Origin of the sequence: Xanthomonas campestris pv. asclepiadis (genome assembly GCF_020784175.1) — a bacterium.
GTDB classification, from domain to species: domain Bacteria; phylum Pseudomonadota; class Gammaproteobacteria; order Xanthomonadales; family Xanthomonadaceae; genus Xanthomonas; species Xanthomonas campestris_D.
The window spans coordinates 58,001-73,230 of the sequence record NZ_JAJGQM010000023.1; the positions used below are offsets into that span (position 1 = coordinate 58,001).

General features: G+C 68.1%; 9 protein-coding genes. 6 read left to right on the forward strand and 3 right to left on the reverse strand.

Annotation, left to right across the window (positions count from 1 at the left end; genetic code table 11):
• Positions 1–186 precede the first annotated feature (186 nt).
• Complete coding sequence (locus tag LL972_RS12105) at positions 187–930, reverse strand: FadR/GntR family transcriptional regulator (protein WP_024938638.1); 744 nt, start codon at positions 928–930, stop codon at positions 187–189.
• An 84-nt stretch (positions 931–1,014) separates the two neighbouring features.
• Positions 1,015–3,798, reverse strand: coding sequence for a TonB-dependent receptor (locus LL972_RS12110; protein ID WP_429002149.1), 2,784 nt, complete (start codon positions 3,796–3,798; stop codon positions 1,015–1,017).
• A gap of 364 nt (positions 3,799–4,162) precedes the next feature.
• Here LL972_RS12110 and LL972_RS12115 point away from each other — a divergent pair, with 364 nt between their 5' ends.
• Genes LL972_RS12115 through LL972_RS12135 form a run of 5 tightly spaced genes read left to right on the forward strand, consistent with a single transcriptional unit; the run spans position 4,163 to position 11,904 of the window.
• Positions 4,163–6,355: a polysaccharide lyase 6 family protein gene (locus LL972_RS12115; protein WP_228327809.1), complete on the forward strand. Its 2,193-nt coding sequence runs from the start codon at positions 4,163–4,165 to the stop codon at positions 6,353–6,355.
• Entirely contained in the window at positions 6,352–8,595 is a 2,244-nt protein-coding gene (locus LL972_RS12120; protein ID WP_228327810.1) for an oligoalginate lyase, read from the forward strand. The genes LL972_RS12115 and LL972_RS12120 overlap by 4 nt, the downstream gene beginning before the upstream one ends.
• Entirely contained in the window at positions 8,592–9,902 is a 1,311-nt protein-coding gene (locus LL972_RS12125; RefSeq protein ID WP_228327811.1) for an MFS transporter, read from the forward strand. Before LL972_RS12120 ends, LL972_RS12125 begins: the two co-directional genes overlap by 4 nt.
• A gap of 50 nt (positions 9,903–9,952) precedes the next feature.
• On the forward strand, positions 9,953–10,705 hold the full coding sequence (locus LL972_RS12130; protein ID WP_104582383.1) for an SDR family NAD(P)-dependent oxidoreductase: 753 nt from the start codon (positions 9,953–9,955) through the stop codon (positions 10,703–10,705).
• Between the two features lie 35 nt (positions 10,706–10,740).
• Positions 10,741–11,904, forward strand: coding sequence for an SGNH/GDSL hydrolase family protein (locus LL972_RS12135; protein ID WP_228327816.1), 1,164 nt, complete (start codon positions 10,741–10,743; stop codon positions 11,902–11,904).
• A gap of 87 nt (positions 11,905–11,991) precedes the next feature.
• Here the strand turns inward: LL972_RS12135 and LL972_RS12140 are convergent, their stop codons facing one another.
• Positions 11,992–12,498 (reverse strand): DUF421 domain-containing protein, encoded by a 507-nt coding sequence (locus LL972_RS12140; protein WP_228327812.1) that lies wholly within the window; start codon positions 12,496–12,498, stop codon positions 11,992–11,994.
• Positions 12,499–12,668: 170 nt separating this feature from the next.
• Between LL972_RS12140 and LL972_RS12145 the strand changes: the two genes are divergently transcribed.
• Positions 12,669–14,951 carry a glycoside hydrolase family 3 N-terminal domain-containing protein gene (locus tag LL972_RS12145; protein WP_228327813.1) on the forward strand — a complete coding sequence of 761 codons (2,283 nt, stop codon included), beginning with the start codon at positions 12,669–12,671 and terminating at the stop codon, positions 14,949–14,951.
• Positions 14,952–15,230 lie beyond the last annotated feature (279 nt).

Consider the following 15,230-nt stretch of genomic DNA (forward strand, 5'->3'; position numbering starts at 1 on the left):
ATCGCTGCAGCGTCTGCGGCGATCGCAGGCACAACACTCAGACCAGCCGCGCGTCGGTGCTGCCGAACCAGGGCAGACGGCGCGTCCAGCTGATTGGAGGGTGTGTCTTTCGGAGGATCCAGCGTCAGCGGCACAAGAGTGCCGCTGGCGGTCGACGCGTCACGCCAAACAAACCATTAGATGCAGTCAGGTGCGCGTGGCCGCCAGAAAATGCGCGCGGTCCTGCTGGGTGCGACGGCGGATCTCCGCCAGGGCATCGTTCTCGGTTGCTTCCAGCATGGATTCGAACAGGCGCTGAAAGTGGTTGCGCATGGCCGTGCGTGCCGCCACCGGGTCACGTTGCTGCAGGGCCTGCAGGATGGCGGTGTGCTCGTCCACACGGGTGGCGCCGTCGTCGTGGCAGACCCGCGCGTACACCTCGCGCACGCGCGGCAACTCGTTGCGCATGCGCCAGATCAGCTGCACGCAGTGCGCCACCACCGGGTTGCCGCTGATACGCGCGATCGCCAGGTGGAAGGCGCGGTCGTAGTCGGCAGCAGCCGCATCGCTGAGCCCTGGTGCGGACAGCGCCTGGATCATGCCGTTCAATTCATCCAGCTCCGCATCGGTGATGTGGCTGGCGGCCAGTGCGGCCGCCTCCGCCTCGATCACCGCGCGCGCGGCAGTCAGCTCGAACGCGCTGACATCCGGCAATGCGCCCTCGTCCGAGGCCAGGCGTGGCTTGACGTACACACCCGAGCCGATCTTGATCACGATGCGGCCCTGCGCCTCCAGCGCAATCTCGGCCTCGCGCACGGTCACGCGACTGACGCCGAAGCGCTCGGCCAACTCGCGTTCGCCCGGCAGGCGCGAGCCGACCGGGAATTCGCCCGTGTCGATCAGCGCGCGGATCTTGGCGGCAACGGAGTGGTACAGGCGGTTTTCGGACATCGGCGACTCAAACCCTCAGGGTGATCGGCCCGGCACACGGGTGCCGGACAGGTGGCGCGGCGGAAACCGCGCCGGTAGGCGACGCTAGAACCGGTAGCGCACCCCAAAATAATAACGTCGCCCGTAAGTGTTGTACTCACGGAAGCTGCCGGGCACCGGCATGTCGGAGATCCGTGGCTCGTTGGTCAGGTTGGAAGCCTCCAGCGACACCGACAGCTGCGCATTGACGCGGTAGCTGGCACGCAGGTCCAGGGTGCCGCTGTCGCGCACGTAGCGGTTCTGCGCCGGGGCGCCGACGAACTTCTGGAAATACTCGGAGCGGTACTTGTAGATGGCCTGCAGGTCGACCGCGCCGATGGCGTAATACAGCTGGCCGGAGAACACGTGCCGCGACAGGCCGAAGATATTGGCCGGCGCGACGATGCCGCCGCTCACCAGGCCGGTTGCCGGGTCGATCTGGTCGCCCAGGCGCAGATCCTGGGTCTTGTAGTTGGAATCGGCGTAGTTGTAGCTCAGCTTGACGCCCAGGCCGTCGAATGGTGCCGGCAGGTAGGAGAAGCGGTGGGTGCCGGTCAGCTCCAGCCCGGTGAGATCGCTCTTTTGCCGGGTGGTGACGTCCTGCACCACCGGCACCACCACCGCGGTGCCGTCGATGACGAAGCGCTCATCCACCACCGTGGGCACCGCGCCCCCGGTGAACTGCTTGTAGTACACCGCGGCGCTGAGCAGGGAGTCGGCATTGGGATACCACTCCAGCGACACGTCCGCATTGGACGACAGCAGCGGCTGCGTGCGCGGGTTGCCGGTGGCGGTGATGCTGCCGATCGCCTCGCCGACGGTCGTGAATTCGGTCCCCGGTTCCAGGATGAAGGTACGCCCGGCAGACAGCGCCACCAGATCCGGGCGGGCCATGGCCCGATACAGCCCGACGCGCAGCTGGGTCTGGTCGGTCAGGCCGATGTTGGCGTTGAAGCTGGGCAGGAACACGCGGTTGGATGCGCGCACCGTCTGCGCGGCGAAGCGCCCGGTTTCCACCAGCTGGATGGTGCCGTCGGGGTTGTCGATGACGTCCAGCTCGCCGCGCAGCCCCACCGAGCTGACGTCGGTGCGCACCCAGCGCACGCCCAGGTTGCCGTCCAGCGGCAGCCCGAACAACGTGCTGGCAAATTCGCCCATCACATACAGCGCGCGGGTCTTTTCTTCCACGTCGGAGTCGGCGCTGCCGCGCGGGTCGGCATTGCGGCCGGTGTCGTCCACGCCGGTGATGGCGCTGAACAGACAGCGGCTGTCGAAGGTGGCCCACTGCTGGATGGTGTTGCCGCTGGCGCTGGAGAGAAAATCCTCCTGCGGAAACGGTTGCCGGCAGGCCAGGTTGGCGGCGCGGATCGTGCCCGGATCGGTGACATTGCGCTCGACGCGGTCGTCCAGGTCGCGGTAGGTCGCCTCGGACAGGCGCATGCCGCCCTTGATGGAGGTGAGCAGCCCGCTTTCCGGGGTGAAGGCGCCATCGAAGCGCCAGGCCCGGATGGTGTGCTCGCGGCGCAACTCGTCGCGCCGTGCGCGCGCAGCGGCGCTGAAATTGTCCGGGTTGTTCAGGTCGAACGCGGGATCGACCACGATCCCCGGCACATCGCCGGCATAGGTGTAGGTGTAGTCAACGCGTTGCCCGTTGATCCCGGGCACGCGGTTGCCGTTGATGTCGGTGGCATTGGAGCGCAGCCGCATCATGCGGTCGATCTCGCTGCGCTCGGTGCGCGAATACGACAGGTCGGTGGACAGCATCCAGGCCGCGTTCGGGCGCCATTCCACGCGCAGCCCGCCACCGCGGTACTGCTCGTCGCGCACCTTGTAGTCGGTGGAGGATTCCACCGTGCTGCTGCCGGTATGGCCGAGCAAGGCGCCGTTGTCGCCCACCTGGCGGTTGTTGAGGTTGCGCAGGGTCTCGGAGAAATTGAGCTCGGCGCGGTCTTCGGTCACGGTGCGCTGCGAATCCTGGTAATCCAGGGCCACCTCCAGGCCGTCGAAGGGCCGCCATTGCAGCGCCGCGAAGGCGGCATCGCGTTGATCGTGCTCGCTGATCTGGCGGTACACGCGGCTGCCGGGCGCCAGGTAATACGGCGTCCCCGCCTGCACCTGCGCCGGGGTCACGGCGGTGCAGTTGCGGCTGGCGCCCACCACCTCGTTGGCGTTGCAGGCCGTCCAGGTGGAGCTGCTGCTCATCACCTCTTCCGGGTTGGTGCCTTCCAGCCGCTGCAGGCCGAGCGAGACCCCCAGCTTGCCGGCCCCGCGCAGGTCGAACTGGTCCAGGTAGCTGACGGTGCTGCGCCAGCCCACGCCATCGGCGTTGCGCAACTTGCTGTCGCCATCGGCATAGGTCGCCCGCCCGTCCAGTTGCACGCGGCGCTTGCCGAATTCCAGCGGCCGCACGGTCTGCATTTTGACCGTGCCGGCGATGCCGCCTTCGACGAAGTCGGCGCGCTGGGTCTTGTAGATCGCCACGGTGTTGATGAGTTCGGAAGGGAACTGGTTGAAGTTCACCGAGCGGTCGCCGCTGCCGTTGCTGGCCTCGCGCCCATTGAAGGTGGCCGAGCCCAGGAACGGCCCCAGGCCCCGGATGGAGATCTCCGACGCGCCGCCCTTTTCGCGATGCGTGGCCGCACCGGTGATGGTCTCGATCGCCTCGCCGATCGACAGCGCCGGCAGGTCGCCGATGTCCTCGGCCGACAGCACGTCGGCCACCACCGTCTGCTCGCGCTTGCTGTCGATGGACGACTGGATCGAGCTGCGGATGCCGGTGACCTTGACCTGGTCCAGCGTGGTGGGCGCCTGCTGCGGCGGCGACTGGGCAGCATCGGTCTGCTGGGCCATGGCCACCTGTGTGCCGGCCAGCGCAACAGCGCCCAGCAGTGCCTGCGCCAAGAGGTTCCGACTAACTGGTATACGCAATTGGACTACTTCTGTGTATCGCACAATTCCTCCTCCCAAAGGATGCTCGAAACCGAGCGCGATGGAGATTCCACGGGGATACACGGCAAGTCAATCATTTCTTTGATTTACCGAGCGAGCCACCTATCTAGGCCAATTTCGGGCCCATTTTTGTGCGCACGCAGCATGACATCTGGCGTTCACCGAGCTTCAATAGCGACCAACTGGACTACTCTTTTGGTTGACGATCCAGCCTGCACTGTTACCCTCGGCCATCACCGACGCGCCAGCGTCCAGGAGCATCCCGATGCGATCCCCCGTTTCCCTTGCCTGCCTGTTGCTGCTGTGCGCGCCCGCCTGGATCGGCTCGGCCCAGGCCACCTCGTACCTGGTGCACGACCAGAGCGAGTACGCCGTGGCAGCGGCCGCGCTGCGTGCCGGCGATCGCATCGTGCTGGCCGATGGTCAGTGGCGGGATTTCGCCATCGTGCTGCGCGGGCAAGGCACCGCCGAGCAGCCGATCACCCTCACCGCGCAGACGCCCGGCAAGGTGATCATCAGCGGCACCTCCGACCTGCGCATGGCCGGCACCTACCTGGTGGTATCGGACCTGGTGTTCCGCGACGGCCACGGCCCGGGCGATGCGGTGCTGTCGTACCGCATCTCCAGCAAGGAACGCGCGCGCCACAGCCGCATCACCCGGGTGGTGGTGGACGGCTTCAGCAAGCCCACCCGCAACGATTCGGACAACTGGGTGGCGCTGTACGACAGCGACAACCGCTTCGACCACAACCAGCTGGTCGGCAAGACCAATGCCGGCCCCACCCTGGTGGTGGTACGCGACGCCACCCAGGGCCTGGACAATCGCCATCGCATCGACCACAACTGGTTCGGGCCGCGCCCCAACCTGGGCGCCAATGGCGGCGAGACGCTGCGCATCGGCACCAGCAGCGACGCCGACAGCGCCTCCAACTCGGTGGTGGACAACAACTGGTTCGAAGGCTGCGACGGCGAGGTGGAGGTGGTCTCCAACAAGTCCGGCGGCAACACCTACCGTGGCAATGTGTTCAAGCAATCGCGCGGCGCGCTGGTGCTGCGGCATGGCGATGGCAACCTGGTCGAGCGCAACGTGTTCTTCGGCGACGACAAGGCCGACACCGGCGGCATCCGCGTGATCAACCGCAAGCAGACCGTGCGCCACAACTACCTGGAAAACCTGGCCGGCGACGGCTATTCGTCGGCGCTGAGCATCATGTACGGGGTGCCCAATTCGCCCGCCAACCGCTACGTGCAGGTGGACCAGGCGCGCATCGAGCGCAATACCTTCGTGACCGTCAACCAGCTGTTCTTCGGTGCCGGCATGGATGCCGAGCGCACCGCCGCGCCGATCAACAGCCGCTTTGCCGGCAACCTGATCGTGGCCGCCAGCGACCCGGTGCGCGTGCTGGGCGATCTGTCCGGCATCGCGTTTGCCAGCAACCTGCAAAGCCCGCTGGCCTCCACCCGCCTGCCCGGCGGCGTCGACAGCCGCCAGGTGACGATGACCCGCGCCAGCACCGGCTTGCTGGTCGCCGACAACGCCACCGGCGTCGGCGCCGACCCGGCGCTGAGCTACATCGCACGCGACCAGGTGGGCGTGAGCTGGTATCCCAAGCAGGCGCCGCAGGCGGTGACCGACAGCGGCCGCCGTACGCGCGTGCGGCCGGGCCCGACCAGCCTGACCGACGCCGTGGCGCACGCCGCCCCCGGCGATCGCCTGCAGCTGGATGCAGGGCGCTACCAGGTCGATGACATCCTCGACGTGGACCGCCCACTGACGCTGGAAGGCCCGCAGCACGGGCGTGCGCGGATCCGCTTTTCGCAGCCAGCGCTGTTCCAGATCGCGCCCGGCGGCACACTCAGCCTGGCCCGGCTCGAGATCGATGGCCGCGCCGCGCCCGCACAGCCGGGCAACGCGGTGATCCGCACCAAGCCGGGCACCGCGGTGGCGCAGTACCAGCTCACCTTGCGCGACACGCACCTGCATCATCTGGACGCGCAACCCGGCTTCGATGTGATCGCACTCGGCAAGGGCAGCCTGGCCGACCATATCCTGCTGGACCGGCTGCTGGTCGAGGACGTCTCCGGCAAGGTGTTGTCCGCACACGCCGAGACCGACGACCGCGGCACCTACAACGTCGAACAGGTGACGGTGCGGCAGTCGCAGTTCCACCGCGTCGCCGGGCCGGTGCTGGACCTGTATCGCGGCGGCCGCGACGAAAGCACCTTCGGCCCGGTGCTGCAGGTGAGCGACTCGCACTTCACGCAGGTCGGCCGCGCTGCGGATGCGTCGCTGCGCCTGCACGGCGTGCAGCGCATTGCGCTGCGCAATAACCGATTCGTCGACAGCGCCGCGATCCTGGCGCAACCCACCACCGGCACGCCCCACCTGATCGCCAGCGGCAACCGGTTCGTCCGCACCCCGGCGTTGCATGCCGACGCAGCGGAGCCCCTGCTATGACCCGTTCCACCCGCCTGTTGCTGCTGGTCCTGGTCGGCGCCGGCAGCGCCCTGCCCTGTATTGCCGCGCCGTCACCAGCGGCCGAGCCAGCGGCGCAGCCGCAACCGCGCGCCACCGACGCCGCACCGGTGCTGGTCACCGCCCAGCAATGGCGCGCCATGGCCAGCGATGGCGCCAGGCTGCCGGTGTTCGCCCGCGAACAGGCACGCGCACAAGCCAGCGTGCGCGCAGCGATGCGGGCCGGGGTGGACGTGCCGGTGCCCAGAGACCCCGGCGGCGGCGCCAGCCATGAGCAGCACAAGCGCAACTACCAGGCCATCCAGGCCGCCGGCGCGCTGTACCGGCTCACCGGCGACCGCGCTTATGCCGACTATGCGCGCGACGTGTTGCTGGCCTACGCGCGCCTGTATCCCACGCTGGGCGCACACCCCGCCGGGCGCGGCCAGGTGCCGGGGCGGCTGTTCTGGCAGTCCTTGAACGACTCGGTGTGGCTGGTCTACGCAAGCCAGGGCTACGACGCCATCCGCGACACGCTCAGCGCGCAGGACCGCGCCACCATCGACCGCGACGTGTTCGCGCGCATGGCGCACTTTTTGTGCGACGAAAGCGCCAACAACTTCGACAAGATCCACAACCACGCCACCTGGGCGGTGGCCGCCGTCGGCATGACCGGCTATGTGCTGCGCGATCAGGCGCTGGTGGACAAGGCGCTGCGTGGCAGCAAGCGCGATGGCAAGGCCGGCTTCCTGGCGCAGGTGGACCAGCTGTTCTCGCCGGACGGCTACTACGCCGAAGGCCCGTATTACCAACGCTATGCCCTGGCCCCGTTCGTGCTGTTCGCCAACGCGATCGCGCGCAACCAGCCGCAGCAGCGCATCTTCCAGCGCCGCGACGGCGTGCTGCTCAAGGCCGTAAATAGCCTGGTGCAGAGCAGCTACGGCGGCTATTTCTTCCCGATCAACGACGCCATCCTCGACAAGGGCCTGGACACCGAGGAACTGGTGGCCGGCATCGGCATCGCCTACGCGCAGACGCACGACGCACAGCTGCTGTCCATCGCACAACGCCAGCGCCGCGTGCTGCTCACCCCCGAAGGCCTGGCCGTGGCCAGCGCGCTCGCGCAGGACCGCGCCCAACCGTTCGCCTTCGGCAGCGTGTTGCTGCGCGATGGCGCACGGGGCGACCAGGGCGCACTGGCGATCCTGCGCAGCGGCGGCGACGACGGCCAGACGCTGGTGATGAAGAACACCTCGCAAGGCATGGGCCACGGCCACTTCGACAAGTTGAACTGGCTGTTCTACGACAACGGCCAGCGCGTGGTCACCGACTACGGCGCGGCGCGTTTCCTGAACGTGGAAGCCAAGGCCGGCGGCATCTATCTGCCGGAAAACAGCAGCTGGGCCAAGCAGACCATTGCGCACAACACGCTGGTGGTGAACGAGACCAGCCACTTCAACGGCGACTGGAAGGTGGGCGAGCAGCATGCGCCGACGCAGCTGCTGTTCGCCAGCAGTGCCGACACCCAGATCGCCTCGGCGCGCATGCAGCAGGCCTACGACGGGGTCAGCTTCACCCGCACCCAGGCGCTGCTGTCGCACCCGCAGCTGCGCCTGCCGGTGGTGGTCGACCTGCTGCGCGTCAACGCCAGCGCTCCGGCACGTTACGACCTGCCGCTGCACTTCAACGGCCAGATCATGCAGGTCGGCTTCACCGCAGAGCGCGCACTGACGCAACGCCCGGTACTGGGCAAGGCCAACGGCTATCAGCATCTGTGGGTGGATGCCTCCAGCGAGGCGAGCACCGACACGCGCAGCCTGAGCTGGCTGCTCGCCGGCCGTTTCTACAGCTACCGCTTCGGCAGCAGCGCACCTGCGCGTGCGCTGCTGGTGGAGAGCGGCGCCAACGACCCGGACTTCAACCTGCGCCGCGAACCGGCGCTGATCCAGCGTGTCGATGGGCAGGCGAACGTCAGCTTCTTCGGCGTGCTGGAACCGCATGGCGAATACAACGGCACCGCCGAATACGTGCATGGCGCCAACAGCCGCATCCGCGCCATCGAGCGCGTGCGCGGCGACGATGCCGAGGTGATCGTGCTCACCCTGGTCGGCGGCCAGCGCATCGCGCTGGCGGTGGCCGACGACGCCGATGCACAACGCGCCCACCAGGTGCAGGCCGCCGGCCAGCACTACCGCTGGCGCGGCGGCTATGCGCGCTTCGATCGCGCTGCAGGTGAAAAATGAGCACCGACTCCACCTCCACCACCCGCACGCGCCCCGCGGGCAAGCGCTCGGCGGTGCGCTGGCTGATCGTGGCGCTGATCGCGGTGGCCACGGTGATCAACTACATCGACCGCAACGCGCTGGCGGTGATGTGGCCGGCGATCTCGCGCGACATCGGCGCCACCAAGGAAGACTACGCGCTGCTGGTCACCATCTTCATGCTGTTCTATGCCGCCGGGCAGTTCGTGTTCGGGCGGCTGTTCGACATCATCGGCACCCGGCTCGGCTTTGCCCTGTCCATCGCGGTGTGGTCACTCTCCATCGCGCTGCATGCCGTCACCCACTCCATCATGGCGTTCTCGGTGGTGCGCGCACTGCTGGGCATCAGCGAAGCCGGCGCCTGGCCGGGCGCGGTCAAGGCCAATGCGGAATGGTTTCCCGCCCGCGAGCGTGCGTTGGCACAGGGCATCTTCAATGCCGGTGCCTCCATCGGCGCGATCGTCTCGGCGCCTCTGATCGCGCTGCTGTTCCTGTCGTTCGGCTGGAAGGGCACGTTCGTGCTGATCGGCGTGCTGGGCATGCTCTGGTTGCTGCCGTGGCTGGTGATCTACCGCGCCGGGCCGGACCGGCATCCCTGGGTCAACGCGGCCGAGCGGGCGTTGATCCTGGATGCGCCCGAGGCCGGCAGCGCGCCGCCGCCGGCCTACCTGCCCACGCTGCGCCAGCTGATGTCGCACCGGCAAAGCTGGGGCATCGTGCTGGCGCGGTTCTTCCTGGATCCGATCTGGTGGCTGTTCGTGTCGTGGCTGCCGATCTACCTGGCCGAGACCTTCCACTTCGACATCAAGCAGATCGGTGCGTTCGCCTGGGTGCCGTTCGTCGGCGCGATGCTGGGCAGCCTGTGCGGCGGCTGGCTGTCCGGGCGCCTGATCGCGGCCGGCTGGAGCGTGGACCGCGCGCGCAAATGGACCATCACCCTGGGCGGGGCCATCATGGCGCCAGCGCTGCTGGGCGCCGTGCAGGCGGCCGACCCGCGCATGGCGGTGCTGACGATTGCCGCGGTGCTGTTCGGCTTCCAGATCGCCATCGGCAATATCCAGACCCTGCCCGGCGATCTGTTCGCCGGTAAATCGGTCGGCTCGCTGGCCGGCATCGGCGGCATGGCCGCGGTGGCCGGCACCCTGATCACCACCTGGCTGGTCCCGGTGATGACCGCAACCTCCTACGCACCGATGTTCATCCTGGTCGCCGCGCTGGTGCCGGCCTCGCTGGCCGCGCTGTGGCTGGTCACCGGCCGCATCCACCGACTCGACGCACCGGGCACCTGACCGTGCCCGCCGCCTACTCCGCTTTCCCCACACCAACAGGACATACCCGCATGCATTTCCACGACAAGGTCGCCATCGTCACCGGCGGCGGCCGCGATATCGGCCGCGCCATCTCGCTCAAGCTGGCCGCGGCCGGCGCCAAGGTCTGCATCAACTACGCCAACGACGACGCCAGCGCGCGCGACACGCTGGCACAGCTGCAGGCCGCCGGCGGCCAGGGCATCCTGCACCGCGCCGACGTCACCGATGCCACCGCCGTGGCCGGCCTGCTGACCGCCACGCGCACCGCCTTCGGCCAGCACATCGATGTGCTGATCAACGTGGCCGGCGGCATGCTGGCGCGCAAGCCGCTGGCCGATATCGACGAGGCCTTCTTCCATCAGGTGATGGACCTCAACCTCAAATCGGTCTACCTGACCACCCAGGCGGTGGCACCGCATATGCGCGAAGGCGGCGCGATCGTCAATTTCGCCTCGCTTGCCGGGCGCGATGGCGGCGGGCCGGGCGCGGCCATCTATGCCACCGCCAAGGCGGCGGTGATGACGTTCTCGCGCGCAATGGCCAAGGAACTGGGCCCGCGCGGCATCCGCGTCAACGCACTGTGCTGCGGCATGATCGCCACCCGCTTCCATGACGACTTCACCAAGCCGGAAGTACGCGCCTTCGTCGCCAATGCCACCCCGCTGCGGCGCGAAGGCCGCCCGGAGGAAGCCGCCGATGCGGCGTTGTACCTGGCCTCGGATGCGGCCAGCTTCATCAACGGCGCCAACCTGGACGTCAACGGCGGCGTGTTCTTTTCCTGATCGACAAAGGAGGCTTGCGCATGGTCTGGCGATGGATGATGACTGCGACACTGAGTGTGGTGCTGGCAGGCCCGGCCACGGCGCACCCGGCACCCCGCTGGGTGCCGGCCTGGATCGCCTCGGCGACGCCGGACCGGCTCGACGGCGGCGCCGACACGCCGCTGCAATTTGCCGATGAAACGGTGCGCCAGGACATGCGCCTGGGCAGTGCGGCGGTGGCCTTGCGCGTGCGCATCAGCAACGAGCTGGGCACCGCACCGCTGACGATCGGTGCGGGCACGGCGCGTCTGCTCGGCGGCGCCGGGGACGCAAACCCGCTGCGCTTCGATGGACGCGCCAGTGTCACCGTGCCGCCCGGCGGCGTATTGCTCAGTGACCCGGTGCCGTTGCGCGCACCGGCATTGGCCGAGGTGGCGGTCAGCCTGTATTTCCCCACGCCGGCGCGCCCGGCGGTACGCCGCACCGCGCTGCGGGTGGTAAAGGGCCAGGCCGAGGTGCCGGACAGCAAGGCGCTGGCGTATCGCCAGAACGTCATCTCCGCCCTTTACGTGCAACCGCCGCATACCCGCCAGACCGTGGTGGTGGCACTGGGCGATTCGATCACCGAAGGCGCCACCGCCACGCGCGGCGCCAATGGCGATTGGCCGGCCCTGCTGGCCAGGCGGCTGGAGCGGCGTTGCCCCGGCAGCGTGGTGGTGCTCAACGCCGGCATCAGCGGCAACAAGCTGCTCGACGATGGCCGCAGCCCCAGCGCGCTGGCGCGTCTGGATCGCGACGTGCTGGCACTGCCCGGCGTGGACCAGGTGATCCTGTTCGAAGGCATCAACGACATCCGCCACAGCGGTCCGCCGGATGCGATTGCCGGCCGTACTGCCGCCGACATGGTGCTGGGCTATCGCCAGATCGTGACCCGGCTGCAGCAACACGGCATCGCCGTGATCGGCGCCACGCTGACCCCGTTCGGCAACTCCGATCGCTACGAGCCGGTGGCGGCGGCCACGCGCCAGACGCTCAACGGCTTCATCCGCGACGGGCAGGCATTCGATGCGGTGATCGACTTCGACGCCGCGCTGCGCGACCCGGCCAGGCCGGAGTGGCTACCCGCCGCGCTGACCCGCGACTTCCTGCATCCCAACGATGCCGGTTACCAGCGCATGGCCGAATCAGTGGACCTGTCGTTGTTCTGCAAGGCCCGCTAAGGCGCCTCGCCACACGGTGACGCGCCTCTACCAGGCGTGCGGCCACGGTGATCCGGCGGCACGGCCGGCATGCACGCTTGCCTGCCTTCAGCTCTGGCGCTTTTTCAGGATGCTGATCTCCCCGGAGGTCTCCAGGATCGCCATGTCGATATCGGCATCGTCGCGGCAATCGGCCTTGCGTTTTGCCACTTCGAAATCGGCGTAGCTGACGTTGTGGCGGACCAGTTCCTTCCAGTAGATCTGCCCGCCACGCGCCAGCAGCGCCGGGGTGCCCTGCACCCAGGTATCGATCCGCCGGCTGCGCGCGGTGGCCATGCCCACCAGCCAGTTCAACACCAGCAAGGTGGCCGCCAGGATCATGCCGCCCAGCAGCGAGACGTCCTTGCCGATCAACGAGTTCTGCACCGCGGTTCCCAGCAGCACGATGAGCAGCACGTCGAACGGCGTGGATTGGCCCAGGGCGCGTTTGCCGGTCAGGCGCGTCAGCAGCAGGACCACGGTATAGACCGCTATGGCGCGCAGCACGAACTCCCACCACGGCATGCCCAGGTGCATCATTTCGTAGAAGCGCACGCGTGTTTCCACGTCCAGCATCGTGTGTCCTGACCGGTTTGATCGATGGCGCACGCTAGTGCGGAAACGGTGAAGGTGCCGTGCTGTTGCATCGTTGCCGAGGCGACCACTCGGCACCCCTCGTGCAGCGCAGCACGGCTTTTCGCTGGCGATCCGTTAGCGTCTGGCCTGGACACACGGGGATGGCGGGCATGGGGACTGGAATCACACGTCGCGGGTTGCTGCTGGGTGCCGCGTCGGCAGCGTTGTCGGCACAGGTGCCGCTGGGGGTTGCGCTGCCGCGGCGTGCGGCCGCGGCGCCGGCCTTTATTGATGCGTTGATCGCGCGCATGAGCGTGGAGGAAAAGGCCGGCCAGCTGACGTTGTCCGGTTCGGCGCAGCAGACCGATGCGGCGGCGGCGGCCAATCCGGTCAACACTGTACCTACCGCCGAAGGCCAGCTTGCCGCCGCGCGTGCCGGGCGGGTGGGCGGCATCTTCAATGGCTCCAATGTACTGTGGCATCAGCAACTGCAGCAGGCCGCGCTGCAGAGCCGGCTGAAGATTCCGCTGCTGTTCGCCGCCGATGTGATCCACGGGTTCACCACGGTGTTTCCGGTGCCGCTGGCCGAGGCCGCCAGCTTCGAGCCGGCGCTGGCGCAACGCACCGCGCGCGCCGCCGCACTGGAAGCCAGCGCAGTCGGCATCGACTGGACGTTCGCACCGATGGTGGATATCGCACGCGATGCGCGCTGGGGGCGCGGCGTGGAAGGCAGTGGCGAAGACGTGCTGCTTGGCCGGCGGTTTGCGCAGGCGCGCGTGCGCGGCTTCCAGGGCGAAGGACTGGATCATGCCGATGCACTGGCGGCCTGCCCCAAGCATTTTGCCGCCTACGGCGCCGCCGAAGCGGGGCTGGACTACAACACCGTCGACATCTCCGAGCGCAGCCTGCGCGAGGTCTATTTCCCGCCGTTCCAGGCTGCCTTCGATGCCGGCGCAGTGACCACGATGGCGGCGTTCAACGAGATCGCCGGCATTCCTGCCACGGCCAATCGCTGGTTGCTGAGCGAGGTGCTGCGCGGCGAGTGGGACTACCGCGGCCTGGTGGTCTCCGACTACACCGGCGATCTGGAGCTGATCGGGCACGGGGTCGCCAGCGATGCGCGCGAGGCAGCCAAGCTGGCATTCCTGGCCGGTGTGGACATCAGCATGCAGAGCGGGCTGTACCTGCAGCATCTGCCGGCGCTGGTGGCCGCCGGCGAGGTGACGATGGCGCAACTGGATGCCTCGGTACGCCGCGTGCTGCAGTTCAAGGCCGCGCTTGGATTGTTAGACGATCCGTTCCTGCGCATCGTGCCGGCACGTGCACAGGCACGGCAGCGGCGCCCCGAAACACTGGCGCTGGCACGCGAGGCAGCACGCAAATCCATCGTGCTGCTCAAGAACGATGGCGAGCTGCTGCCGCTCAAGACGCAAGGGCAACGCATCGCGCTGATCGGGCCGATGGCACGCAACTGGACCGACACCGCCGGCCCATGGAGCCTGTTCGGCGGCGACGACAGCGGCAACGACCTGGCCAGCGCACTGCGCGCGCGGCTGCGCGACCCGAGCGGCCTGCAGGTGGTGCAAGGCTGCGACTTCGAACATGGCCTGCCCGGCGGCGTGCAGGCGGCGGTCACGGCAGCGGCGTCCGCCGATGTGGCGGTGCTGGCGATCGGCGAGCCGATGCGCTACTCCGGCGAAGCGCAGTCGCGCAGCGAGATCGTCATCCCCTCCGGGCAGCAAGCGCTGCTGGCGGCGGTGGCGGCCACCGGTACGCCGGTGGTGGTGGTGCTCAGCAACGGCCGTGCGCTGGTGATCGATGGCCCGGTACTCAAGGCACCGGCGATCCTGGTCGGCTGGTTCCTGGGCTCGGCATCGGGCGCCGCGCTGGCCGACATCCTGTTCGGCGAGCACGGTCCGTCCGGGCGCCTGCCGGTGAGTTTTCCGCATGCATCCGGGCAGCTGCCCTATAGCTATGCACACAAGCCCAGCGGCCGTGCCGACCCGCGCCCGGATGCCTTGCAGCCGTTCAAGACCCGCTACCGCACCGCGCCCAATGCCGCGTTGTTTCCGTTCGGGCACGGGCTGACCTATGGCCGCATCGAATACGGCGAGCTGCGCCTGAGCGATGCACGCATGGCGGCGACCGGCAGCCTGCGCATCAGCGCGCGCATCCACAACCGCGGCACCCGCGATGCCGAGGAAGTGGCGCAGCTCTACATCCGCGACCGCAGCGCCAGCATCACCCGCCCGGTGCGCGAGCTGAAGGACTTCCGCAAGCTCGCGGTGCCGGCAGGCGGCAGCGTCGCGGTGGAGTTCGTGTTGCGCCGCGACGATCTGTTGTTCATCGGCCAGGCATTGAAGCCGACGGTAGAGCCTGGCGTATTCGATCTCTGGGTGGCGCCATCTGCAGAGGCCGAGGGCGTGTCTGCGAGTTTTGAATTGATGGGCTGAGCGCCAGCCGCAATCGGAATGGCTCAGCTCAGGGGATGGATACGGGGCGTGTCTCGCTCACGCAGAGGGCATCGTGCCCAGGTTGGCTCGGGAACACATCCCCATTGCGCTGACGCTCACGCTCTCGGTCGCCTTGAGAGGGGGCTAGGTCTTTAGAGATTGGACGGTGCGTGTGCCTCGGTTTACAGCGGACGATCTGCGGGTTTGCTGCGGGGTCCTTGCCCGCCCACCATCGCAGGACACGCCGCAAGTACGTCCTTGTAGCAACTGTGTTGTTGG